A 22,834-nucleotide genomic window follows, 5' to 3' on the forward strand; every position below is an offset into this window, starting at 1 on the left:
ACCAGGCCCGGGTTGGTGCAGAACTGACCACAGCCCATGACCACCGAACCGGCCAACTCGCCAGCGATCTTCTCGCCACGCGCCTTGGCGGCTTCCGGCAGGAGGATGACCGGGTTGATGCTGCTCATCTCGGCGAACACCGGGATCGGCTGCGGGCGTGCCGCGGCCATGTCGCACAGGGCGCGACCGCCTTTGAGCGAGCCGGTGAAGCCGACGGCCTGGATGGCCGGGTGCTTGACCAGCGCCTCGCCGACGCCCGAACCGTAGATCATGTTGAACACACCTTTGGGCATGCCGGTTTTCTCGGCGGCGCGCAGGATGGCTTCGCCCACGTGGGCGGCAGTGGTCATGTGGCCGCTGTGGGCTTTGAAGACCACCGGACAACCGGCGGCCAGCGCGGCGGCGGTGTCGCCGCCGGCGGTGGAGAAGGCCAGCGGGAAGTTGCTGGCACCGAATACGGCAACCGGGCCCAGGCCGATGCGGTACTGGCGCAGATCCGGGCGCGGCAGCGGCTGGCGATCCGGCAGGGCGCGGTCGATACGAGCGCCGTAGAAGTCGCCGCGGCGCAGCACCTTGGCGAATAGACGCATCTGGCCGCTGGTGCGGCCGCGCTCGCCCTGGATACGGGCGGTCGGCAGGGCGGTTTCGCGGGTTACGGTGGCGACGAAGTCGTCACCCAGGGCGTCCAGCTCGTCGGCGATGGCGTCAAGGAACTCGGCACGCTTGGCGGCGGAAAGGCTGCGGTAAGCGGGATAGGCAGCAGCGGCAGCTTTGGCAGCAGCATCGACTTCTTCAGGGGTGGCCTGGATGAAATCGTAGGAAAGGGCTTCGCCAGTAGTGGCGTCGTGACTCTTGTGGACTACGGAGCCGGCTGCGCTGTAGGCACCGCCGATGATGTTATGGCCATTAACGGACATGAATATTCCTCCTGTGGAAAACCAAGCGGGGCCCTAAGGCCCCGGTGAACAGTGTTTACAGAGCGGTCACGCCACCCGGCTCGAGCGGTTCAGCTGCCGCTACCAAGCCATTGCGCAGGGGCGCGCCGAACTCTTTCATCTCAATCTCGAAGGTATCGCCAGGCTGCGCCTGGATGCCGTCGGCATAGGACAGGGTCGCGGTGCCGAAGTAATGCACGTGCACGTCGCCCGGGCGCAGGAACTGCTGGTACTTGAAGTGGTGGAACTCCAGGTTCTCCAGGCTGTGGCACATGTTCTCCTCGCCGCTGAGAAACTCCTTCTCCCAGATCACCTCGCCACCGCGATGAATGCGGCTGGTGCCGGCCAGGTGCGCCGGCAGCTCGCCGACGCGCAGCTCCGGCCCGTAGGCGCAGGCGCGCAGCTTGGAATGCGCCAGGTAAAGATAGCTGCGACGCTCCAGCACGTGGTCGGAAAATTCATTGCCCAGGGCATAGCCGAGGCGATACGGCTTGCCGTCGTCACCGATCACGTACAGGCCGACCAGCTCGGGCTCCTCGCCGCCGTCTTCGGCGAACACTGGCACCGGCAGTTCGGCGCCAGGGCGCACGACGATGCTGCCATCGCCCTTGTAGAACCACTCCGGTTGCGCGCCGACCTTGCCGGCGCCCGGCTTGCCGCCCTCCAGGCCCCAGCGGAACATGCGCATGGTGTCGGTCAGCGCGGCTTCGTCCTGGCCTTTCTGCTGGTGCATCTTGTCACGGGTAGAGGCGCTGCCAAGGTGCGTCAGGCCGGTGCCGCTGATCAGGCAATGGGCCGAATCTTCATGATCCAGCGGCGGCAGGATGCGCCCACCCTGCTGCAGTTCGGCGTAGGCCGGGCCGGCGTTGCTGCCGCGGCTCTCGACTTCGCTCTGCAGGCTGCGCCCGGCGCGGATCGCCGCCAGCGCCAATTCGCGGGTGCTGGCCACGCCACGCACGGTACGGATGGCATCGCCTTCGACAACGCCGACCTGGCGCTGGCCGCTGGTGGATTCGAACTGGATCAGTCGCATGGCTTATCTCTCTTGTCAGTCTTGCCCGAACGGGTACAGGGCAGACTTTACGAACTGCGCGCCAGCCTGCCTAATGACAGGCTCTGATCAAGCAATAACCGATGGTTATCACCATGCTCGCTTCCCTGCCCGCCCTGGTTTCCCGACTGCGCCTGAAACAGCTGCGCCTGCTGATCGCCCTCGACGAACAGGGCTCGCTGCACAAGGCCGCCGACGCCGTGGCGATCAGCCAGCCAGGCGCGACCAAGGCGCTCAACGAAATCGAATCGGCATTCGGCACGCGGCTGTTCACCCGTACCAGCCAGGGCCTTGAAGCCAACGACCTGGGACGCTGCGCGATTCGCTATGCGCGGCTCATCCACAGCGACCTGGCGCACCTGCGCGAAGAAATGCTCGGCATTCTCCAGGGCCAGGGCGGCCGCCTGGTGGTGGGCGTGATCATGGGTGCGGTGCCGCATCTGACCCGCGCGCTGTCACGCCTGCGCGCGCGCCAACCGGAGCTGTCGGTGGAGATCGTCGAGGACACCAGTGCGCGGCTGCTCAGCCTGATCGACCAGGGTCGCGTCGACCTGGCGATCTGCCGCACCAGCGTGAGCCGCCGGCCGGACGATTACGACTGCCTGAGCCTGCATGACGAACAGCTGAAAGTGGTGGCCAGCCCCGCCCACCCGCTGGCCAGCACGCCGGGCCTGAGCCTGGCGCAACTGGCGGCCTACAGCTGGGTAGTGTTTCCGGCGAACATGCCGATGCGCCTGGTGCTGGAGCGGGCGTTCAGCGACGCCGAGCTGGAGTTTCCTCGCTACCCGCTGGAAACCGCGTCGACCTTCGCCACCCTAATGCTGCTGCAGGAAGACCCGAACCTGGTGGCGCTGATGCCACGGGAGACGGCCCAGTCAGCGGCGCGCGCCGGCCAGCTGGCGTGTCTGGAGCTGGCCCAGGTGCTGCGCAGCGAGCCCTATGGGGTGATCAGCCGACGTGGCTCGCCGCTGTCATCGCCGGCGCGATTGCTGTTGGAGGAATTGCGGGCTTCGTAGTCGTAGGGTGGATCGGCGCGCGTAGCTGACGCTTTTTTCATCCACCATTGCGATTGCAGCGGTGGACGGGTCGGGCCGCGTAGGTGAAGCGTCGTTCACCCTACGAACAGCGTGATGAGCCGGCAGAGGTGCTCAGCGGCGGTTGACCGTCTGCGCTGCACGCAGCACGTCAGCACCGATCTCGGTCTCGAAGCGCTGCCACACCGGGCGCATCGCTTCGCGCCAGGCATCGCGCTGCTCGGGCGTCAGAGTGATGATCTGCGCACGGCCGGCGGCGACCAGTTGCTCGCGGCTCTTGCGGTTCAGCTCTTCGGCGTCCTGATTCACCTTGAAGCTGACCTCTTCGATGATCGCTTCCAGCTGCGTGCGCACCTGGTAGGGGATGCTGATCCAGAACTTGGAGTTGCTGATCAGCATGTAATTGAGCGAACCGTGGTTGGTTTCGGTGATGAACGGCTGCACGCTGTCGAGCTTCTGGCTGGCCAGGTTCGACCAGGGGTTTTCCGCGCCCTGCACGGTGCCCTTCTGCAGCGCCGCCAGGGTTTCGCTGAAGGCCATCTTGCTGGTGGTGGCGCCCAGTTCGGAGAACTGCGCCTCCAACACTGGCGACGGCTGGATCCGGAAGTTCAGACCCTTGGCATCGGCAGGCACCTTCAAGGCGCGGGTGGCGGAAAGCTGCTTCATGCCATTGTTCCAGTACGCCAGGCCGTAGATGTCGTGGCCCGCCATGGAGCGCAGCAGCTCGCGGCTTTTCTCACGCTTCTGAAAGCGCTTTACCGCCTCCAGGTCATCGAACAGGAACGGCAGGTCGAACACCTGAAGTTGCTTGGTGTAGGCATCGAACTTGGACAGCGACGGCGCCAACATCTGCACCTTGCCGTCACGCAGCGCCTGCAGCTCGTCCGCATCACCGAACAGCGTGGAGTTCGGGTACACCTCGACCTTCACCTTATCGCCCAGGCGCTGCTCCACCAATTCCTTGAACAGCTGCGCGCCACGGCCTTTCGGGGTGTCTTCGGCAACCACGTGGGAAAACTTGATGACAATGGGCTCGGCGGCGAACGCCGACGTGCAGATCAGCAGCACGGCTGACAGGGCGGTGGTGACAACGGACTTGAACATGCAAAACCTCGGCAATAGCAGACAGCGGCGCATGCGCGAGGCAGCACCTGAAGGAAATGGGTTGCGGATGACCTCGGTGAGGTCGCTGTCGGCTAGGCTCGGCGCAGCGCGCGGGTGTCCGACTATTATTGGAGGGCTGCGGAGAGGGGTCAGGCAAACGCGACCGTTCTGGCAGGGCCGCGATTCTTGTCGATCGCACCCGGCAGAACAAGCGGTAATAACGCCAACTGCTGCACAGCCTGAAGATTCAATGCCCGCGCCGTGGCAGAATGCGCCCCGCCACGCCCATCACGAGATCAGCATGTCGTCGTCCTTCGTCACCCCGTTCGCCACCCTTGACCTGCAACGCCAGCCCGAGCAACCCGGCATGCCGCTGCAGGCCTTCGATGCCGCCGATGCCTACCTGCTCGAGCAGGTGCAGAGCCTGCCGGACGGTGCGCGTGTGCTGCTGCTCAACGACAGCTTCGGCGCCCTGGCTTGTGCCCTGGCCGGCCGCGCCCAGGTGACCAGCAGCGGCGACTCGCACCTGGGCCACCTGGCGCTGCGCCTCAACCTGGCACGCAACGGCCTGGCCGAGGATGCAGTGACCTTCGTGCCGGCCAGCGAGCCGGTAAGTGGGCCGTTCGATGTGGTGCTGATCCGTGTGCCGAAAACCCTGGCGCTGCTGGAAGAACAGCTGATCCGCCTGCACGGCCAGCTGGCGCCAGGCGCCCAGGTGATCGCTGGCGCGATGATCAAGCACCTGCCCCGCGCTGCCGGCGACCTGATGGAGCGATACATCGGCCCGGTGCAGGCCTCGCTGGCGGTGAAAAAGGCCCGCCTGCTGCACGCCACGCCCGAAGCCCGACCAGCGGCGCGGTCGCCCTACCCGACCCGCTACCGCCTCGACAAGCCGGCGCTGGAGGTGAGCAACCATGCCAACCTGTTCTGCCGCGAAGGCCTGGACATCGGCACCCGCGCCTTCCTGCCGCACCTGCCGCGCCATCTGGATAACCGTCGAGTGGCCGACCTGGGCTGCGGCAACGGCGTGCTGGGCATCGTCTACGCCCTCGGCAGCCCGCAGGCCGAGCTGACTTTAGTGGATGAGTCCTATATGGCCGTGCAGTCCGCTAGCGAAAACTGGCAAGCCGCCCTGGGCGAGCGCCCGGTGACCATCCGCCCGGGTGACGGCCTGGCCGAACAGGCCGAAGACTCGCTGGATCTGGTGCTGTGCAACCCGCCCTTCCACCAGCAGCAGGTGGTCGGCGACTTCCTCGCCTGGCGCATGTTCCAGCAGGCACGCAGCGCATTGGTCACCGGTGGCGAGCTGTGGATCGTCGGCAACCGCCACCTGGGTTACCACGCCAAGCTGGCGCGGCTGTTCCGCGGCGTCGAGCAGGTGGCGGCGACGCCGAAGTTCGTGGTGCTCAAGGCGACCAAGTAGACATTGATATCGCGGCGCCTGCTGCCCCGGTATCGCTGCGCTCAACGCCGGGCTACCAGAGTCACCTTGTATTCTGCGGTTGAACGCAGCGATACCCAGCAATCCTTCCCTCAGTCGATCAGCCCATTGCCGTCGTAGAACGGATAAGGCCCGGGATATTCACCGAACACCCCGATATGGGTAACCAGGCCATGCTCGGCATGCCAGTGATGAAGCAGGTAGCCAGGCGGCTCCAGGTTGAAGTGCGCAGGCGCGGCAGGCTGCAGGTCCAGCACGATCTGATGCGAGACACCAGGGCACACGCAACTCAGGCTGCCGGCAAACCGCCGCTGGATCGCGCGATGCAGGTGCCCGCAGAGCAGCCGCTCCACCTGCGGGTGGCCGCCGATAAGCCATTCCAGCGCCGCCGCATTGCCAAACGGCTCGCGATCCATATGGCCGATGCCACTGATAAATGGCGGGTGGTGCAGGATCAGTACTGTCGGCACCTGCGGGCGCAGCGCCAGCTGCGCATCCAGCCAACGCAACTGGCTGTCCTGCAACTGACCGCCGTGGCTGCCGGGGATCGTCGTGTCGAGGCCGATCAGTCGCACGGGATGGCTGTCGACCACCCAGTCCAGCGGCGCATCGGGCGACTGCGGAAGATAGTCATGATCGGCAAAGGCGGCCAGCAGGTGGGCGCGATCATCATGGTTGCCGGGCACCAGGTAATAGGGCATGGCCAGGCGCTGCAGCTCCGGGCGCAGCACGGCGTATTCGTCCGGGTGGCCGAAGTCCACCAGGTCACCGCTGATGAGCACGATATCCGGGCGTGGCTGGCTGGCGTTCAGGTGCTCGACCGCGCGGCGCAGCGCCGCCAGGGTATCGACCACCCCGTAACTCGGCTTGCCGCCGGCCTTGAGGTGCAGGTCGCTGATCTGCGCGATGATGAAGGTCGAAGCGTTGGGGATGACATCAGGCATTGAGGCTGAACACTCGCTGGGGCTCGACGGCCAGGTTGATCAAATCGCCGGGGGCGTGCAGACGGTCGTCGCTGCTGTCCACCGACAGCGGCTGCGCGCCGCCCACGTCCACCAGCAGGCGGCTCTGCGCGCCCTGGAAGAACTGCCCGAGCAGCCGCCCGCGCATATGGCCCGGAGCGTTGGTCACCCGCAGGTGCTCGGGGCGGCAATACAGGGTGCCCGGCAGCTCGCTGGCGCTCCACGGCAACTCGCCGCCGTTGACCTGCACGCCATTGGCGGTACGGCCGAGCACGACGAAGGCGTTCAGGGTGCCGATGAAATTCGCCACGAAGGCATTGGCGGGCTGCTGATAGAGCGCCCGCGGCGTGGCGAGTTGAGCGATACGGCCGCGCTCCATGACCAGAATGCGATCGCCCAGGGCCATCGCCTCGCCCTGGTCATGGGTGACGAATACGGCGGTGATGGCCAGCTCGCGCAGCAACTGGCCCAGCTCGCTGCGCAAGCGTTCGCGCAACTGGGCATCCAGGGCCGCCAGCGGCTCGTCGAGCAGCAGTACCCGCGGGCGTGGCGCCACGGCGCGGGCCAGGGCAACGCGCTGGCGCTGACCACCGGACAGCTCATGGATGGCGCGGTGGCCATAGCCCTGCAGGCCGACCAGCTCGAGCAACTCGGCGCAGCGCTGTTCGCGTTCGGCACGGGGCATCTTGCGCACCTTCAGGCCATAACCGATGTTGTCGGCCACGTTGAGGTTGGGAAACAGCGCGTAGTTCTGGAACACCATGCCCACGTCGCGGCGCTCGATGGGCAATGGCGTGACGTCGCGCCCGGCGAATAGCACCTGCCCGGCATCCGGGCGCTCGAGCCCGGCGATCAGGCGCAGCGTGGTGGTCTTGCCGCAGCCGGATGGGCCAAGGATGGCCAGGGTTTCGCCGGCCTGGATCTCCAGGCTGAGGTCATCCACGGCGACGGTGCCGTCGGCGAACGCCTTGCGGCAGTTGTGCAGGCGAATGGAGGTAGCGCTCATCGTTGGTATCCTCGGGACAGGCGGGCGCTGATGGCCTGCAGGGCGATCAGCAGCGGTACGATCATCAGCAGGAACAGCAGGGTGTAGGCGCTGGCGACCTCCAGCCGCGCCGAGGCGTAGCTGTCGGCCAGGCCCACTGGCAGGGTCTTGGTCATGGGCGTGTGGAGCATCCAGGTCAGGTTGAATTCGCCCAGCGACAGGGTGACGACCATCAGCACGCCTGCGAGGATGCCGGTCCGGCAGTTGGGCACCACCACGGTGAAGAAGCGTCGCAGCGGGCCGGCGCCAAGGCTGGCGGCGGCATCTTCCAGGGTCGGCAGGTTCTGGCGCTGCATCACCGCCATCACCGGGCGCACCAGAAACGGCAGGGTGAACAGCACATGGCCGACCAGAATGAACAGCCAGCTGCCGCGAAAGCCGCCGAGATGACCGTAGGTGAGCAGCAGTGCCAGTGCGCTGGCCAGGCCGGGCATCGCCACCGGCAGCACCATCAGTTCCTCGAAGGCGCGGCTGAAGCGGTTGTTCATGCGCACCAGGGCATAGGCCGCCGGCACGCCGATCAGGCAGACGCACAGGGCGCAGGCCAGCGCCAGTTGCAGCGACAGCCACACCGTCGGCGAATAGGCCTGCCAGACCTGCACGAGCCAGTCGATGGTCAGGCCGCTGGAAAGGCCCTGGAAATAATTGCGCGTCAGCCCGGCGAGCAGCGACAGCAGCACCGGCACCAGCATGAAGGCGCAGACCAGGCAGGTGAAGATCAGCTGCGCGGCAAACAGCGTCGAGCGTTTCATAGCAGCCCTCCGGCTTTTCGCACCCATTTCCTGACCACCAGCAGCACCGCCCAGGTCAGCGCGCCGAGGATCACCGACAGCGCCGCAGCCACACTGAAGTTGGCGTAGTTGGTGAACACGTTGTAGATCGCCACCGGCGTGACGTTGAGCTGGGTGCCGAGGGTGAAGGCGGTACCGAACGCGCCCATCGAGGTAGCGAAGCAGATCGCCCCGCAGGACACCAGCGCCGGCATCAGCCCCGGCACGATCACGTCCCAGGTCACCCGCCAGTGGCTGGCGCCAAGCGAGCGGGCGGCCTCCTCCAGGCTGGCATCGAGGCTTTCACTGGCGGCCATCACGGTGAGGATCACCCGCGGTATGGAGAAATACAGGTAGCCGAGAAACAACCCGGCCAGGGAATAGGCGAAAACCCAGCGCTCGCCCACCAGCCCCATGCCCAGCGCCGCGAATACGCCCTGGCGGCCGGCCAGCAGGATCACCAGAAAGCCCACCACCACGCCCGGGAAGGCCAGGGGAAAGGTCAGCAGGGCGACCAGCGCCGAGCGCCCGAAGAAGCGCTGGCGGGCGAGAAACACCCCGCTGATGCTGCCCACCAGCAGCGCCGCCAGGGTCACCGATGCGGCCAGCAGGCTGGTCTGCGCCAGGCTGCTCAGATATTGGCCGCTGCTCAGCACCTGCCAGTACCCACTGCCCGCCTCGCCACGGCTTTCACCGCCGAGCAGTATCAGGTGCGCCAGCGGCAACAGCCAGAAGGCCAGCAGCACCGCGGCTGCCGGCACCAGCGCCACGGCCGCGCCAGGTCGCCAGCGGCGCAGCGGCCGGCTGTGGGCGCTCGCGGCAGCGTGGTTGCTCAGCGCGCTGTTCACCTCAGCGCACCTCTTTCAGGTAACGCGCGGCGAAGGCTTCCTGCACCGCGGCCATCTTCTGGTAATCCACAACGCCGGCCCGGGCGTAGTCGCTTTCCGGCAGGAAGCGCGCCGCTACCTCGGCGGGCATCTGCACCGGGCGCACCGGCCGCAGGTAGGCATTGGCCCACAGCGCCTGGCCCTGGTCGGAGAGCACGAAGTCCAGCACCTTCTCGGCATTGGCGCGGTGCGGGGCATTGTCCACCACGCTCATCACATAGGGCACGCTGATGCTGCCCTCACGGGGAATCACGAAGGCGACGTTGGCCTGGTCCTTGTAGCGTGCCCGGTAGGCGTTGAAGTCATAGTCGACGAGAATCGGCAGCTCGCCGGACAGCACCCGCGCATAGGCGGTCTGCTTGGGCACGATCGGCGAATTGCCGGCCAGCTTCCTGAAGTAGTCGATGGCCGGGGTGAAGTCGTCGAGGTCACCGCCCATGGCGCGGTTGATCGCCACCGCCGACACGTAGCCGACGAAGGCGCTGGACGGGTCCAGATAACCGACCATGCCCTTGTACTCGGGCTTGAGAAGGTCGGCCCAGCTTTGCGGCACTGGCAGGCCACCGAGTGCATCGACGTTGACCATGATGCCGAGGGTGCCGGAATGGATGGCGAACCAATGCCCTTCGGGGTCTTTCAAGCCGGCGGGAATGTCGTCCCAGCCCTTTGGCTTGTAGCTGCCGACCACCCCGGCGTTCTGCGCCTGCAGGCCAAAGGTCACGCCGTAATACACCACGTCGGCCATCGGCGCCGCACGCTCGGCCACCAGCTGCGCCAGGGCCTGGCCGGAGTTCTTGTTGTCCAGCGGCACCTTCACGCCGGTGCTCTCGGCGATTGCCGCAAGCTGCGCGCCCCAGTCCGCCCACTCCGGCGGGCAGTTGTAGCAGATCGCCGTGTCGGCGGCGTGGCTCAGGCTGGCGGTACCGCACAGCAACAGGGCCGCAAGGGTTTTACGCAAGCGGATCATCGGACGTCTCCTCGAGGGGGGCGGATACTTTCGCCTGGCCGGATGTGGCACGGCAGGCAGTGGGAAGCGGGGGTGGCGCCGGCGATCTGCGCCAGCAACTGGTCGATCACGGTGTGCGCCAGCTCGGCGATGGGCTGCACCACACTGCACAGCGTCGGGTGCATCTGCGTACCCAGGGCGATGCCGTCGAAGCCCATCACCGAGAGCTGGCGCGGCACGCTCCAGCCGTTGCGGCGCAGCTCGTTGATCAGGCTGATGGCCAGCAGGTCGTTGGAACAGAGCAGCGCGCTGGGCGCCTGCGAGCCATGCAGCCAGGGTGCGAGGGCGGCGAAGTCGGCCTGGGTATGGGCGGGCATCTCGATCAGCGGCAGCGCCTGTAGCCCGGCAGCGTGCATGGCCTGCCGATAGCCGGCGTAGCGCAGCCGGGCACGGTCGGACTGCAATGCAGAGCCGGCGACCATGCCGATGCGCCGATGCCCGGCGGCCAGCAAATGCCGGGTGGCCAGGGCCATGCCGGCGCGGTTATCCACCGACACGGCGCTGTACTGGGCATCCTCGGGCTGGTGGTAGGCCAGTACGAAGGGCGTATCCTCCTGGGCCAGGCCCTGCAGCACCTGGTTGCTGCGCGCATCGGTCACCGTCAGCACCAGGCCGTCGACGCGCTGGCGCAGCAGCTCTTCGACCACCTCGCTTTCGCGCTCGGCCTGGTAGTCGGTGGTGGCCAGCAGCAGGTTGTAGCCCCGCGCACGCGCCGCCTGCTCCATGGCCTGGAACTGCTCGGCGAACACCGGGTTGAGCAGGTTGGGCACCACCACACCGATCAGTTGGGTGGTTTGCAAACGCAGCTGCCGACCCAGGCGGTTGGGGCGAAAGCCCAGCTGGCGCGCCGCGGCGAACACCTGCTCACGGGTATGCGGGCGCACCATATCCGGCGACGCAAAAGCCCGTGCGGCAGTGGCCCGCGATACCCCTGCCCTGAGGGCCACCTCTTTCAGATCCGTCATGCTCGCTCGCCTTGAGATCGATCTCATTGGCGAGCAACTTAACGAGCGCAGATGGCAGTCGCGCGACGAAGGGATGACAGTTCGGTTTCAGAACGCTTTCCAATTGCCCAGCGAGAGAAGTATCACTAAAGTGATACTTCATCCACGCACCGAGTCCTCTCATGAAAGTCGAGTTGGTCACCAACCTGAAGCGACAGGCCACCAAGATCCTTGCCGACCTTCACGAATCCAAGGAACCTGTTCTGATCACCGAGCACGGAATACCCTCGGCCTATCTGGTGGATGTCGATGACTACCAGTTCATGCAGAAGCGCCTCGCCCTTCTGGATGCCCTGGCCCGCGGCGAACGGGCCGTGATCGAGGGCGATACCGTCAGCCATGAACAGGCCAGGCAACGGCTGAGCAAATGGCTGAAATAGTCTGGACAAATCCCGCCCTCGAGCAACTCGACGATCTGGCTCAGTACATTGCCCTGGACAAACCCGATGCCGCTCGCGCGCTGGTCAGGAAGGTGGTTGAAGCGGTCGGGCGTTTGGCTGAGTTCCCTCTGTCAGGCCGCACCCCTGACGAGCTGCCAAACTCGGTGTATCGCGAAATCGTCGTCCCGCCCTGCCGGGTTTTCTACCGCGTTTCGGATACGACGGTCTTCATCATTCACGTCATGCGAGAGGAACGGGCGCTACGCGCTCATATGCTCAAATGAGCGTCAGTGTGACGTCATGGATGAGTGTTGATCCGCGCACGCAGCAATACCCAGGAATACCGTCTTTACAACGTCAGGGTAAACCGCGACAGCAGCGCGCCGCGCAGCGCCATCGAGCCGGTTTGTCGCGCGCCATAGGTGCCGCTGGGCAGCAGCAGCTCCGGTTCACGGGTCAGGGCTTCGAGGTTCGCGCCGAGGAAGTCGAACAGCGAGTCGTCGAAGCGCATGGTGTCCACCGGCGCCCGGATGCGGCCGTCCTCGACCCAGAAGGTGGCGAAGCGGGTCATGCCGGTCAGGCGCCCGGCCGGCAGGTCGGAGAAGTTGCTGTACCACAGGTTGCCGATATACAGCCCGGTGCCGAGGCGCTGCAGGATCTCGCCCTCCTCCAGCTCGCCGCCGTGCAGGTGCAGGGAGAACGGGTACTCACCGCTGCCCGCGCCGTTGGCGATCAGCCCGTGTTCGGCGGCGCTGCGTGAGCTGACCAGGCGCTCGCCCGGATTGCCCTGGCTGACCAGGCGCAGCGGCTGGCGTGGCCCTTCGCGGGTGAAGGCCGGCGCCAGGCCGCCCTCGATGCGCTCGTCCAGCGTCACCTTGTAGCTCAAGCTGGCGCTGCCGGCGAACAGCCGCTGCAGCGGGCTGCCACCAGTGGCCAGCGCTTCGGCGGAAAAGCCCCAGGCGAACAGCCCGAACAACTCTTCCAGCGCCGCGGGCGTCAGGTAGGCGCGGTAGGCTCCCGGCTTCAACTCATGGGCGGGTTTACCCAGATGCTCCAGTTGCTCACGGGCGAACGCCAATTTGCGCGCGAAGGCCTGGGCATCCCACTGCTCGCCGGCGTAGCTGCTTTTCACCGCCTGGCCGTTTTCGTGAAACAGGCTGAATTCGAAGTTGAAGCTGCTCGCCGCGTGCCAACCGAAGGCGCCCCAGGAGCTGGCGAAACCCTGATACTGCGGCCCGGCGGCGTAGAAACCGACCAGGTCCAGCCCGGCGGCTGCCTCGTTGATTTGCTCGATGGCCGCCTCGCTGTGCTGGGCCGCGTCCCCCGCCGCGGTCTCGCTGCGCCAGGCCTCGCGATTAAGGCGCAGATAGGGGTCGTCGGCCAGAGTCGGTAATACCGCGCGCAGGCGCCGCAGCGCCTGGTCAAGGCGCGGTAGGTCGTCATCGATCACCCCGCTCAAGGCCAGTTCGAAGTCGCCATGCCGCTCTCCCTGGTACAGCGCCAGGGTGGCGTACACCTGCTGCACCTGGCCGGCCTGGCGCACGCGGGCATGGTTGAAGCGGATGAAGTCCGAAGCCTCGGCCTGGTACTCCAGGGTAAAGCCCTCGCCGGCCTGCAGCCCGGCGCTCAGGTGCGCGAGCAGCGCCTCGAAATGCTGACGTGCGTTCATCAGGCTGCCCCTCCAAATACGTCGACATCGGCGAACACGCACGCCGGCGTGGCGTGCCCGACACGAATCACCTGGTTCGGTTCGCCCTTGCCGCAATACGGCGTGCCCAGCACCTCGAAGGTACTGGCGTCGCCGACCGCCTTGAGGTTGCGCCAGAACTGCGCGGAGATGCCGCGGTAATTGGGGTTCTTCACCACGCCCTTGAGCTCGCCGTTGTCGATCAGCCGGCCCCACTCGCAGCCGAACTGGAATTTGTTGCGCGCGTCATCGATCGACCAGGAGCGGTTGTTGCTCATCAGAATGCCGCGTTCGATGCCGCCGATCAGCTGCTCCAGGCGCTGGTTGCCGGGTTCGACATTGAGGTTGGCCATGCGATCCAGGGTCGGGCGGTTCCAACTGCAGGCGCGGCTATTGGCCACGCCTTCGAGCCCGCTGCGCCACTGCGACAGCGCGCCACCGAGCGGCCGCTGCAGGATGCCCTCGCGGATCAGGTATTCGCGCTGCGCCGAGGTGCCGTCGTCGTCATGGCGATAGCTGGCCAGCTCGCCCGATACCGTCGGGTCGAAGGTCACGTTGAGCAGCGACGAGCCGTATTGGTAGCTGCCGAAATCCTCCTGGCGAATAAAGCTGGTGCCGGCGAAATTGCGCTCGTCACCAAGGATGCGATCCAGCTCCAGCGGATGGCCGATGGACTCGTGGATCTGCAGGATCATCTGGTCCGGCATCAGCAGCAGATCACGATGGCCGCTCGGCGTATTGGGCGCCAGCAGCAGTTGCAGCGCCTCGTCGGCGATACGGCTGGCGGTGCCAACCAGACCCAGCTGATCGATCACCTCTGCACCGCCCTGGCGCGCCAGGTGAGTGCCGCCGAAGCTGCGGCTCTGGTGGCTGTCGGCACCATCGCTGGCGGTCACGCCCAGCTGCGGGAAGACGTAATGCTGAGCGCGGCGCAAACGGGCGCCGACGCTGTTGAGGTAAATCTGCTCGGTGGCGGTAAAGGTCAGCCCGGCGTACCAGTCCACCAGCCGCTCATCCCGCGGTACCCGCGACGACTCCGCCGCCAGCAGCTCGTACCAGTGGGCCGGACTGGCCAGAGTGCGCTGGTAGCCAGGCATCACGTCATCGGCCTGCTTATGGGGCACCGGCAGCTCATGCAGATCGAGCAGATTACGCCCTGCCAACTGCCGCGCCAGCGCCTCGGCCTTGTCGAGCGCTGCCTGCAAGCCGGCCTGGCTGAGATCACTGGTCGCCGCATAGGCCTCCACCCCAGCCACCCGCACACTGAGCATGGCGCCCGCATCGTCGGCGAACGAAGGCGCCCGCGCCACATTGCGGCGCACCCAATAGCGCTCCGTGGTTTCCCGCACGTGGCGCAACGACCAGAAATCGGCGGTGCAATGCAAGGCGGCGAAGCGGCGTTGTAGGGTTTCGCTAATGGCGAACATGGGGGCTCCCTTGGTAGGCGGCATAGGGAGGCAGTATGGGAAGGATTGGCGGGGTGGGGCAACCAGGGTGGCGGCGGAGATGATGTAGACGGATGGCTATTTGATGGCGTAGTGTCGAAAGGACTTTTGTATCCAGCCGATAACAGCAGGCCACGTCTCGGACAGCGAAGGACTATCTGTTAACGCTGTGGTGGATAAGAAAACGTCCTCCATCCACTTGCTGCCGCATAACACATGGAAGAACTCAAGGAGCATTACTTGGACCGTTTGAAGATCAAAATAAACAATGTGAAAAACATAATATCTGCAGATATTGAACTGCCGATAGAGGGTGGCTTATATAGCTTAGTGGGCGGTAACGGGTGTGGTAAAAGCACACTTATGCTTATCATGTCAGTGTTACTAAGTCCAAAGCGGTTTAACATGCTTCAACATGAAGACTACAGTGAAGACTCAACTATAGATATCGGAATAGCCACAGCAGAAGGCGAGAAAAATTATAACTGGCACGTCAAAAGAAGGCATGATAACGAAACAATGATGTGGTGGTGCGCAACCAGTCCAGCACATTACAAAGGGGTGTACGAGGGCAGCCTGTTTTACGGAACAAGATTTCGAGACTCAACCATAGTTGATAAACTACTACGCAGCAACTCCATTGCAGGCGAGCACATAGTTGAAGCATTCGACTACGTAAAAGATAATTTGAGCTACATTCTCCATGGCGATAACAACCATTATCGAACAATGAAGAAAATTCGGAACAAAAAGATATCCGAGGAGTTTGAGCTTTCAAATCTCCCCTACTTCATGAGCACTCCGAAGGGTGCTCTTCTCAGTCAATACCGCATGAGCTCTGGCGAGTGCCTACTTATCTCCCTACTCAACTACATCTATCATGCTTTAGTAAACCAAGGAACAGGCAAAAAAGTCACTGACAAAACCTTCTTCATTCTTATTGACGAGATTGAACTTGCCTTACATCCTATAGCTATCTCCAGGTTAATCTCGTACTTAAACTCGCTCCTAGTCACTTACCCGAAGCTATGTGTGTATCTCACATCACATTCGCCCGAGGTAATCAGAGCATTAAAACCTCAAAACATGTACCTTATCAATAATACTGAAGGGCATGTACAATTAATAAATCCGTGCTTCCCAAGCTACGCAATAAGAGAAATATACCGACACGACGGCTTCGACTATTTAATATTAGCAGAAGACTCCCTTGCCTCATTAGTTATTGACGGAGTAATAGCCGACAGCGGCCTTAAAGAGAGCAGACTCGTTCATATTTCGCCAGTAGGTGGTTGGCAGAATGTTCTGAATCTGCACATGGACTTACTTCGCCATAACGTGATAGGCGTAAACAAAAAAATCATTAGCATTCTTGATGGAGACGTAGCCACTGAAGTTGAAAAGAAAGAAAATTACAAGAATCTTGCCAAAGCGTTCCTACCGATTCAAAGCATAGAAAAATTTATCTACGAGATAGTTTTCAAAAAATCAATGCCAAAAATAAGAAAAACAATTAACGACAAATATTTCCCAATTAAATCGCTAGACGACTTAATGGCCGAGCATATCGACCAATATGATTCAAAAGCTAAATCTCCAGACAAACTTTTCTACTTCCGAGTCAAGAAAGATCTAGAAGGAAGAAACATTGATGAATCCTACTTCATAAGAAATCTAAGCGAAGACATCAAACGAGAAGTAGACTTCACTTCTTTTTCAAACACACTACGCAGGCTACTTAACACCGTATAGCATTTTGACCTATGTATGTGAGGTGGCCGAGCGAAGCTTGTCCACCGCACTCAAAGCACCTACCCAGAATAAAAACCACAATCCTAGGCCTTGCTCCACCAAGCCCCAGTCCTTACCTTGTGCGCTCGCTTTTATCCCGCCCTCAACCGCGAGCCTCATCCACCATGAAAAATCTAAAAATCAGCGCCATCACCACCCTGCTTATCGGGCTGTCGGGTTTTGCCCAGGCTCAGGAAACGCCGTCGCATCTGGACAAGGTGCTGGAGAAGGGACAGCTGGCGGTGTGTACCACCGGTGATTACAAGCCCTATACCTTCCTGCGCCAGGACGGCGACTACGAAGGCATCGATATCGAGATGGCTCAGTCGCTCGCGCAAAGCCTTGGGGTGAAGGTGCAGTGGGTGCCGACCACCTGGAAAACCCTGATGCCGGATATGGTGGCGGGCAAGTGCGATATCGGCATGGGCGGTATTTCGGTGACGCTGGAGCGCCAGAAGAAGGCGTTTTTCAGCAGTACCCTGGATGTCGACGGCAAAATCCCGCTGGTGCGCTGTGAAGACGTGTCGCGTTACCAGACCGTCGAGCAGATCAACAGGCCAGAAGTGCGCCTGATCGAGCCGGCCGGTGGCACCAACGAGGCCTTTGCGCGGGCTTATCTGCCCAAGGCGCAGCTGAATTTCCATGACAACAACACCATCTTCCAGGAACTGCTGGATAAGCGCGCCGACGTGATGATCACCGACTCGTCCGAAGCTCTGTACCAGCAGAAACGCATGCCCGGTCTATGCGCCGTCAACCCGACCGCCTACATGCAATACGGCGAAAAAGCCTACCTGCTGCCCCGCGATGACATGACCTGGAAAAGCTATGTGGATCAGTGGCTGCACCTGAGCAAGGCCACCGGCGCGTATCAGAAAACCCTTGGCCACTGGCTGGCGGTACCGGGGCAGTAAAAGAGCGCCCGCGGCGATCGGAGTGGTGGATGGATAAAGCGTCATCCACCCTACGCCCTACCGACAAGTAGGGTGGACAACGCGAAGCTTGTCCACCGTTCGCAACTTGCACTGCCATAGTGGATAAAGCGCCAGCTACGCGCCCCGATCCACCTTACGAGTTATCCCGAGCCACCCTACCCGGCGAAAACGGCTCCTACGGCGTACTCAACCCCGCCGCATTCATAAACAGCCGCAACAGATATGACACCAGCCCCAGGCTCAGCACGCTGACCGTCCAGATGCCGGCCAGCCAGGCGATGCGTTGCCAGAGGGGTTTCTTTTCGCTGAACTTGTTCATCAGTGGTACCCCTGATCCGGCGTGACCTTGCCGCGGAACACGTAGTAGCTCCAGGCGGTGTAGACGAGGATGATCGGGATGATTAGCAACGCGCCGACCAGCGCGAAGCCCTGACTTTGCGGCGGTGCGGCCGCCTGCCAGATGGTCAGCGAGCCGGGCACGATGTTCGGCCACAGGCTGATGCCCAGGCCGCTGTAGCCGAGGAAGATCAGCGCCAGGGTCAGCACGAACGGCTTGCTGTTGTCATAGTTGGCCACCGAGCGCAGCAGGTAGAAGAAGCTCGCCAGCACCAGCAACGGCACCGGGGCGAACCACAGCAGGTTGGGGAAGGTGAACCAGCGCTCGGCAATGCTCGCCTGGGACAGCGGCGTCCACAGGCTGACGATGCCAATCACCGACAGCAGCGCGAGGGCCAGTGGCCGGGCCAGGTCGTGCATCTGCTTTTGCAGGCGGCCTTCGGTCTTCATGATCAGCCAGGTGCAACCGAGCAGCGCATAAGCCGCGATCAGCCCCAGGCCGCTGAACAGCGGAAACGGCGCCAGCCAGTCCAGCGAACCACCTGAGAATGCCCGGCCCTCGACCGGGATGCCTTCGATGAATGCGCCCAGCGCCACGCCCTGGAAGAAGGTCGCCGCCACCGAGCCGCCGATGAACGCCTTGTCCCAGATATGCCGCTTGTGGTCCTTGGCCTTGAAGCGAAACTCGAAGGCCACGCCGCGAAACACCAGGCCCAGCAGCATGAACATCAGTGGCAGATACAGGGCGCTGAGCACCACCGAGTAGGCCAGCGGAAAGGCCGCGAACAGCCCGGCGCCGCCGAGCACCAGCCAGGTCTCGTTGCCGTCCCACACGGGCGCCACGGTGTTCATCATCACGTCGCGCTCGCCCTTGTCGGGCACGAACGGGAAGAGGATGCCGATGCCCAGATCGAAGCCGTCCATGATCACGTACATCATCACCCCGAAGACGATGATCACCGCCCAGATGACTGACAGATCGATACCCATGGTCATGCCCTCCCTTCGGCGTGTTCACCGCCGTGGTCACTGTCGTCGGTGCCCTCTTTGGCGGCCGACAACGGCCGCGCGGGCGTATGCCGGGTGCCCGGCCCGCCGTCATCCTGATGATCGCCCTCGCCGGTGACCGGCCCCTTGCGCACCAGGCGCATCACGTAGCCGAAGCCCGCGCCGAACACCGCGAAGTACACCACCACGAACAGCACCAGAGTCAGGCCCAATTGCGCGGCGCTGTGCATCGACACGCCCTCGGCGGTGCGCATCAGACCGTAGACCACCCACGGCTGGCGGCCGATCTCGGTGGTGAACCAGCCGGCGAGGATGGCGATCAACCCGGACGGGCCCATCCACAGGCAGAAGTACAGGAACGGGCGCGACCGGTAGAGGCTGCCGCGCCAGCGCAGCCACAGGCTCCACACACCGGCGAGGATCATCAGCAAGCCCATGGCGACCATGATGCGGAACGACCAGAACACGATGGTCGAGTTGGGCCGGTCCTCCTTGGCGAACTCCTTGAGCGCCGGCACCTGCTTGTCCAGGCTGTGGGTGAGGATCAGGCTGCCCAGGTACGGCACCTCGATCTTGAAGCGAGTCTCCTCGCGCTGCATGTCCGGCCAGCCGAACAGGATCAGCGGTGTCGGCTCGCCGGAGCTGTTGTCCCAGTGGCCTTCGATGGCGGCGATCTTCGCCGGTTGATGCTTCAGCGTGTTGAGGCCGTGGAAGTCGCCGATCACCGCCTGCACCGGGGCGACCAGCAGGGCCATCCACAGGGCCATGGAGAACATCTTGCGCATCGCCGGCGTATCGCGCCCGCGCAACAGGTGCCAGGCCGCCGAGGCGCCGACGAAGAACGCGGTGGCCAGGAATGCGGCGGTGGCCATGTGCGCCAGGCGATACGGGAACGACGGGTTGAACACCACCGCGAACCAGTCCACCGGGATCACCCGGCCGTCGACGATCTCGAAGCCCTGGGGCGTCTGCATCCAGCTGTTGGAGGCAAGAATCCAGAAGGTCGAGATCAGCGTGCCGACCGCCACCATCACCGTCGAGAAGAAGTGCAAGCCCGGCCCCACGCGGTTCCAGCCAAACAGCATGACGCCGAGAAAGCCCGCCTCGAGGAAGAACGCGGTGAGCACCTCGTAGGCCAGCAGCGGCCCGGTGACCGAACCGGCGAAATCCGAGAAGGCACTCCAGTTGGTGCCGAACTGGTAGGCCATCACCAGACCGGAGACCACACCCATGCCGAAGTTGACCGCGAAGATCTTCACCCAGAAGTGGTAGAGGTCGCGGTACACCGTCTGCCCGGTTTTCAGCCACAGGCCTTCGAGCACCGCCAGGTAACTGGCCAGGCCGATGGTGATGGCGGGAAAGATGATGTGAAAGGAAATGGTGAAGGCGAACTGGATGCGCGCAAGATCCAAAGCCTCTAGGCCGAACATGGACGTGCCCCTCGATCAGAGTTAGTTATCGACTTCTTGTTATGCGTGTACCGCAGACAGCCAAGGCGAAAGGCGCCTTGATCTGGATCAATGGATCGCCTTCAGATTACGCCTCGCCACGCCACTTACCAGCGTGGCTGGATGCCGCGCGACAGGCTGTCGCTGCGGCGTTCTGACTTAGCTCCGCGGGCGCGGCGCAACGTGCGCGTTATCAGATGAAGGACTATGCAGCCGCTCGCGGCGTCAGGTAGCAACAGCGCGGCGAAAGAAGGCAGGCGAGGCGGCGAATCGCCACCGCCGGGAAATGGCCAAGGCTGTTGGCCCGCTCAGACGAACCGACTCGCCGGCCGAGCCAGGCCGAGGGTGTCGCGCAGCGTCTGGCCAGGATATTCGGTACGGAATAACCCCGACGCCTGCAAAGCCGGCACCACGCCTTCGAGAAACAGATCGCCTTGCGCTTCCAGGTAGGGCGGCAGGATCACGAAGCCGTCACAGGCACCCGCGCGGTACCAGGCGGCGAGCTGCTCGGCGACTCCTTCCGGCGAACCCACTGGCGAGAAGAAGCTGAGGCTCTCGGCATAGCGCTTGCCCGTTTGCCCGACCGTCAGGCCCAGTTCGAGAGCCTGCTGGATCACATACTGAAAACGCCCCTTGCTGCCGGTGATGGCCTCGCGGATATCCGGGAACGGCCCATCCTGCGGGTACTGCGCCAGGTCGTGGTTCATGCTGGCGGACATGAAGCTCAACCCCGCCTCGGGGCGAATCAGCTCCTTGAGCAGACGATCCTTGGCCAGCGCCGCTGCATGGGTTTCGCCCACCACCGGCACGATGCCGGGCAGGATCTTCAGCGTGTCCGGGTCGCGCCCATGGCTGCGTGCCTTGTCCTTGAGCAGGCGGTAGAACGCCTTGGCGCGCTCCAGTTGCGGATGCACCACGAACACCACTTCGGCGTTCTTCGCCGCCAGGTCGAGAAACGCCTCGGACACCCCGGCCTGGATCAGCACCGGCTGGCCCTGGGGTGGGCGCGGAATGTTGATCGGCCCCTTGATATCGAAGAACTCGCCGCGGTGATGCAGGTAATGGAAGGCATCCGGGTCGGCGAACACGCCCTGCTGCGCGTCGAGCAGCAGCGCCTCGTCACCCCAGCTGTCCCAGAGTTTCTGCACCACCTCGATGAACTCGCCAGCGCGGGCATACCGCTCGGCATGGCCGTAGTGCTGTTGGCGGCCGAAGTTGCGCGCCTCGCCATCGCTGACCGAGGTCACCAGATTCCAGGCCGCACGGCCGCCGCTGATGTGGTCGATATTGGCCAGCATGCGCGCCGCGCTGTAAGGCAGCGCATAGGACGACGACACCGTACCGCCCACGCCAATGCGATCGGTCACAGCCGCCAGAGCGGACAGCAGGGTCAGCGGCTCGGGCCGCACCACCGGGCGGTAGCGCACCGTTTCGCCGAAGTGACCGCCATAGTTGTCGTCGATCGACAGTTTGTCGGCCACGAACAGCATGTCCAGGCAGGCCGCTTCGGCGCGCCGGGCAATGGTCTTGTACAACGGCCAGTCGACCGAGCCGGTGGAGGCCGAATGCGGGTGTCGCCAGCCACCCTGATGGGTACCGGCCTCCAGGTACAGCGCCAGGTGCATCATGGCGTTTGCTCGGTGAAGAAGCTCGCTTCGATCACGCTGTCCGCCGGGAAGCTCCGCGGGATCAAGCCTTCACGCTGATACAGGTCGATGGTCGCCTGCTGCAGCGCGCGCACGGCGGCGAGGTCGGTCTCCGGCGTATTGACCTCACGCTGCACCTTGCCCAGCGCCACCGCCTGGGGCAGCTTGAGCAGGCTGGCGATGGCCTTGGCGTAGGGCTCGGGATGCGCCGCGCCCCAGATCCGCGCCTGCGCCAGCCGCGCGGCGAAATCCTTGAGTTCAGCACGCTTGCCCTGCAGCACCGTGTTGGCGGCCACCAGGTAATTGAGGCTCGGGTAGTCCTTGCCGTCGGCGAGAATCTTCGCGCCGCTCTGCTGCACGGCAAAGGATACGTAGGGCTCCCAGGTGGCGACGGCATCGACGCTGCCGTTGCTCAAGGCCAGGGTCGCCTCCGAGGGCGTGGTGTTGACGAAGGTCACGTCGCTCGGTTTCAGCCCGGCACGCGCCAGGGCATTGAGCGCCAGCGCCTGGCCGGACGAGCCTTTGACCGCGGCGATCTTCTTGCCATTGAGGTCGGCGACCGAGGCGATGCCGGCATTGCCGCTGATGATCAACGCGTTGCCCAGGTAGCTCGCCGCCTGAATCGCCTTGGCCTCCAGCCCAGCCGCTGCGGCGAAGGTCAGCGGCGCCTCGCCGACCAGGCCACCATCGAGGTGGCCGGCGCGCAGGGCTTCGAGCAACGGGGCGGCGTTGGGAAACTCGCGCCACTGGATCTGATAATCCAGGCCGTCGAGTACGCCGGCCGCCTCCATGACAGCGCGCGCATTGCCACGCTGGTCGCCGATGGTCAGGTCAGCGGCGGACACCGCCAGCGACAGGGTGGACAGTAAAAGGGCCGACAGGCCGGTGCGAATCTTCATTAGACGGCTCCAACAGAACA

22 protein-coding genes are annotated in these 22,834 nt (G+C 63.8%); 6 read left to right on the forward strand and 16 right to left on the reverse strand.

The annotated features are described in order from the left end of the window. Positions 1-917: aldehyde dehydrogenase family protein (locus BM279_RS20930; protein ID WP_143103629.1), on the reverse strand; the 917-nt coding region annotated here is incomplete at its 3' end. A 55-nt stretch (positions 918-972) separates the two neighbouring features. Then, complete coding sequence (araD1, locus tag BM279_RS20935; protein WP_093507012.1) at positions 973-1,968, reverse strand: AraD1 family protein; 996 nt, start codon at positions 1,966-1,968, stop codon at positions 973-975. Positions 1,969-2,081: 113 nt separating this feature from the next. Between araD1 and BM279_RS20940 the strand changes: the two genes are divergently transcribed. Beyond that, positions 2,082-3,002 carry a LysR family transcriptional regulator gene (locus tag BM279_RS20940; RefSeq protein ID WP_093507175.1) on the forward strand — a complete coding sequence of 307 codons (921 nt, stop codon included), beginning with the start codon at positions 2,082-2,084 and terminating at the stop codon, positions 3,000-3,002. A 132-nt stretch (positions 3,003-3,134) separates the two neighbouring features. Here BM279_RS20940 and BM279_RS20945 read toward each other — a convergent pair whose 3' ends face one another. Further along, complete coding sequence (locus BM279_RS20945; RefSeq protein ID WP_093507014.1) at positions 3,135-4,124, reverse strand: TRAP transporter substrate-binding protein; 990 nt, start codon at positions 4,122-4,124, stop codon at positions 3,135-3,137. Positions 4,125-4,425: 301 nt separating this feature from the next. Between BM279_RS20945 and BM279_RS20950 the strand changes: the two genes are divergently transcribed. Next, complete coding sequence (locus tag BM279_RS20950; protein ID WP_093507177.1) at positions 4,426-5,547, forward strand: methyltransferase; 1,122 nt, start codon at positions 4,426-4,428, stop codon at positions 5,545-5,547. A 110-nt stretch (positions 5,548-5,657) separates the two neighbouring features. On the opposite strand, the gene BM279_RS20955 is transcribed toward BM279_RS20950, so the two are convergent. From BM279_RS20955 to BM279_RS20980, 6 genes are read right to left on the reverse strand one after another with little or no spacing between them, the layout of a single operon-like run. Continuing rightward, positions 5,658-6,509, reverse strand: coding sequence for a phosphodiesterase (locus BM279_RS20955; RefSeq protein ID WP_093507016.1), 852 nt, complete (start codon positions 6,507-6,509; stop codon positions 5,658-5,660). Then, on the reverse strand, positions 6,502-7,533 hold the full coding sequence (locus BM279_RS20960; protein WP_093507018.1) for an ABC transporter ATP-binding protein: 1,032 nt from the start codon (positions 7,531-7,533) through the stop codon (positions 6,502-6,504). Before BM279_RS20960 ends, BM279_RS20955 begins: the two co-directional genes overlap by 8 nt. Then, entirely contained in the window at positions 7,530-8,324 is a 795-nt protein-coding gene (locus BM279_RS20965) for an ABC transporter permease (protein ID WP_093507020.1), read from the reverse strand. The genes BM279_RS20960 and BM279_RS20965 overlap by 4 nt, the downstream gene beginning before the upstream one ends. Then, positions 8,321-9,178, reverse strand: a complete 858-nt coding sequence (locus BM279_RS20970; protein ID WP_167363185.1) for an ABC transporter permease — start codon at positions 9,176-9,178, stop codon at positions 8,321-8,323. The genes BM279_RS20965 and BM279_RS20970 overlap by 4 nt, the downstream gene beginning before the upstream one ends. A 13-nt stretch (positions 9,179-9,191) precedes the next feature. Next, positions 9,192-10,196 carry an ABC transporter substrate-binding protein gene (locus BM279_RS20975; protein WP_093507024.1) on the reverse strand — a complete coding sequence of 335 codons (1,005 nt, stop codon included), beginning with the start codon at positions 10,194-10,196 and terminating at the stop codon, positions 9,192-9,194. After that, positions 10,193-11,200 (reverse strand): substrate-binding domain-containing protein, encoded by a 1,008-nt coding sequence (locus tag BM279_RS20980; protein ID WP_093507026.1) that lies wholly within the window; start codon positions 11,198-11,200, stop codon positions 10,193-10,195. The genes BM279_RS20975 and BM279_RS20980 overlap by 4 nt, the downstream gene beginning before the upstream one ends. Positions 11,201-11,361: 161 nt before the next feature. On the opposite strand from BM279_RS20980, the gene BM279_RS20985 reads away from it, so the two are divergent. Further along, on the forward strand, positions 11,362-11,619 hold the full coding sequence (locus tag BM279_RS20985) for a type II toxin-antitoxin system Phd/YefM family antitoxin (protein ID WP_075932268.1): 258 nt from the start codon (positions 11,362-11,364) through the stop codon (positions 11,617-11,619). Next, positions 11,607-11,903 (forward strand): type II toxin-antitoxin system RelE/ParE family toxin, encoded by a 297-nt coding sequence (locus BM279_RS20990; protein WP_093507028.1) that lies wholly within the window; start codon positions 11,607-11,609, stop codon positions 11,901-11,903. The genes BM279_RS20985 and BM279_RS20990 overlap by 13 nt, the downstream gene beginning before the upstream one ends. A gap of 65 nt (positions 11,904-11,968) precedes the next feature. On the opposite strand, the gene BM279_RS20995 is transcribed toward BM279_RS20990, so the two are convergent. Both BM279_RS20995 and BM279_RS21000 read right to left on the reverse strand, forming a co-directional pair. Next, the gene (locus BM279_RS20995) at positions 11,969-13,288 is read right to left on the reverse strand and encodes a TldD/PmbA family protein (RefSeq protein ID WP_093507030.1); all 1,320 of its coding nucleotides are present in this window, start codon (positions 13,286-13,288) and stop codon (positions 11,969-11,971) included. Beyond that, the gene (locus BM279_RS21000; RefSeq protein WP_093507032.1) at positions 13,288-14,733 is read right to left on the reverse strand and encodes a TldD/PmbA family protein; all 1,446 of its coding nucleotides are present in this window, start codon (positions 14,731-14,733) and stop codon (positions 13,288-13,290) included. Before BM279_RS21000 ends, BM279_RS20995 begins: the two co-directional genes overlap by 1 nt. Before the next feature lie 234 nt (positions 14,734-14,967). Here BM279_RS21000 and BM279_RS21005 point away from each other — a divergent pair, with 234 nt between their 5' ends. After that, the gene (locus BM279_RS21005) at positions 14,968-16,503 is read left to right on the forward strand and encodes an ATP-dependent nuclease (RefSeq protein ID WP_093507034.1); all 1,536 of its coding nucleotides are present in this window, start codon (positions 14,968-14,970) and stop codon (positions 16,501-16,503) included. Between the two features lie 164 nt (positions 16,504-16,667). Beyond that, positions 16,668-17,456, forward strand: a complete 789-nt coding sequence (locus BM279_RS21010) for a transporter substrate-binding domain-containing protein (RefSeq protein WP_093507036.1) — start codon at positions 16,668-16,670, stop codon at positions 17,454-17,456. 196 nt (positions 17,457-17,652) lie between these two features. Here BM279_RS21010 and BM279_RS21015 read toward each other — a convergent pair whose 3' ends face one another. The 5 genes from BM279_RS21015 to BM279_RS21035 form a co-directional block, all read right to left on the reverse strand. After that, entirely contained in the window at positions 17,653-17,796 is a 144-nt protein-coding gene (locus tag BM279_RS21015) for a DUF2474 domain-containing protein (RefSeq protein WP_093507039.1), read from the reverse strand. Beyond that, positions 17,796-18,803: a cytochrome d ubiquinol oxidase subunit II gene (gene cydB / locus BM279_RS21020; protein ID WP_093507041.1), complete on the reverse strand. Its 1,008-nt coding sequence runs from the start codon at positions 18,801-18,803 to the stop codon at positions 17,796-17,798. Before cydB ends, BM279_RS21015 begins: the two co-directional genes overlap by 1 nt. A 2-nt stretch (positions 18,804-18,805) precedes the next feature. Beyond that, on the reverse strand, positions 18,806-20,251 hold the full coding sequence (locus BM279_RS21025; protein WP_093507043.1) for a cytochrome ubiquinol oxidase subunit I: 1,446 nt from the start codon (positions 20,249-20,251) through the stop codon (positions 18,806-18,808). Between the two features lie 326 nt (positions 20,252-20,577). Then, positions 20,578-21,897: an LLM class flavin-dependent oxidoreductase gene (locus BM279_RS21030; protein ID WP_208604556.1), complete on the reverse strand. Its 1,320-nt coding sequence runs from the start codon at positions 21,895-21,897 to the stop codon at positions 20,578-20,580. Next, complete coding sequence (locus BM279_RS21035) at positions 21,894-22,814, reverse strand: aliphatic sulfonate ABC transporter substrate-binding protein (RefSeq protein ID WP_093507045.1); 921 nt, start codon at positions 22,812-22,814, stop codon at positions 21,894-21,896. Before BM279_RS21035 ends, BM279_RS21030 begins: the two co-directional genes overlap by 4 nt. Positions 22,815-22,834 lie beyond the last annotated feature (20 nt).

It is taken from the genome of Phytopseudomonas straminea (genome assembly GCF_900112645.1).
GTDB lineage: Bacteria > Pseudomonadota > Gammaproteobacteria > Pseudomonadales > Pseudomonadaceae > Aquipseudomonas > Aquipseudomonas straminea.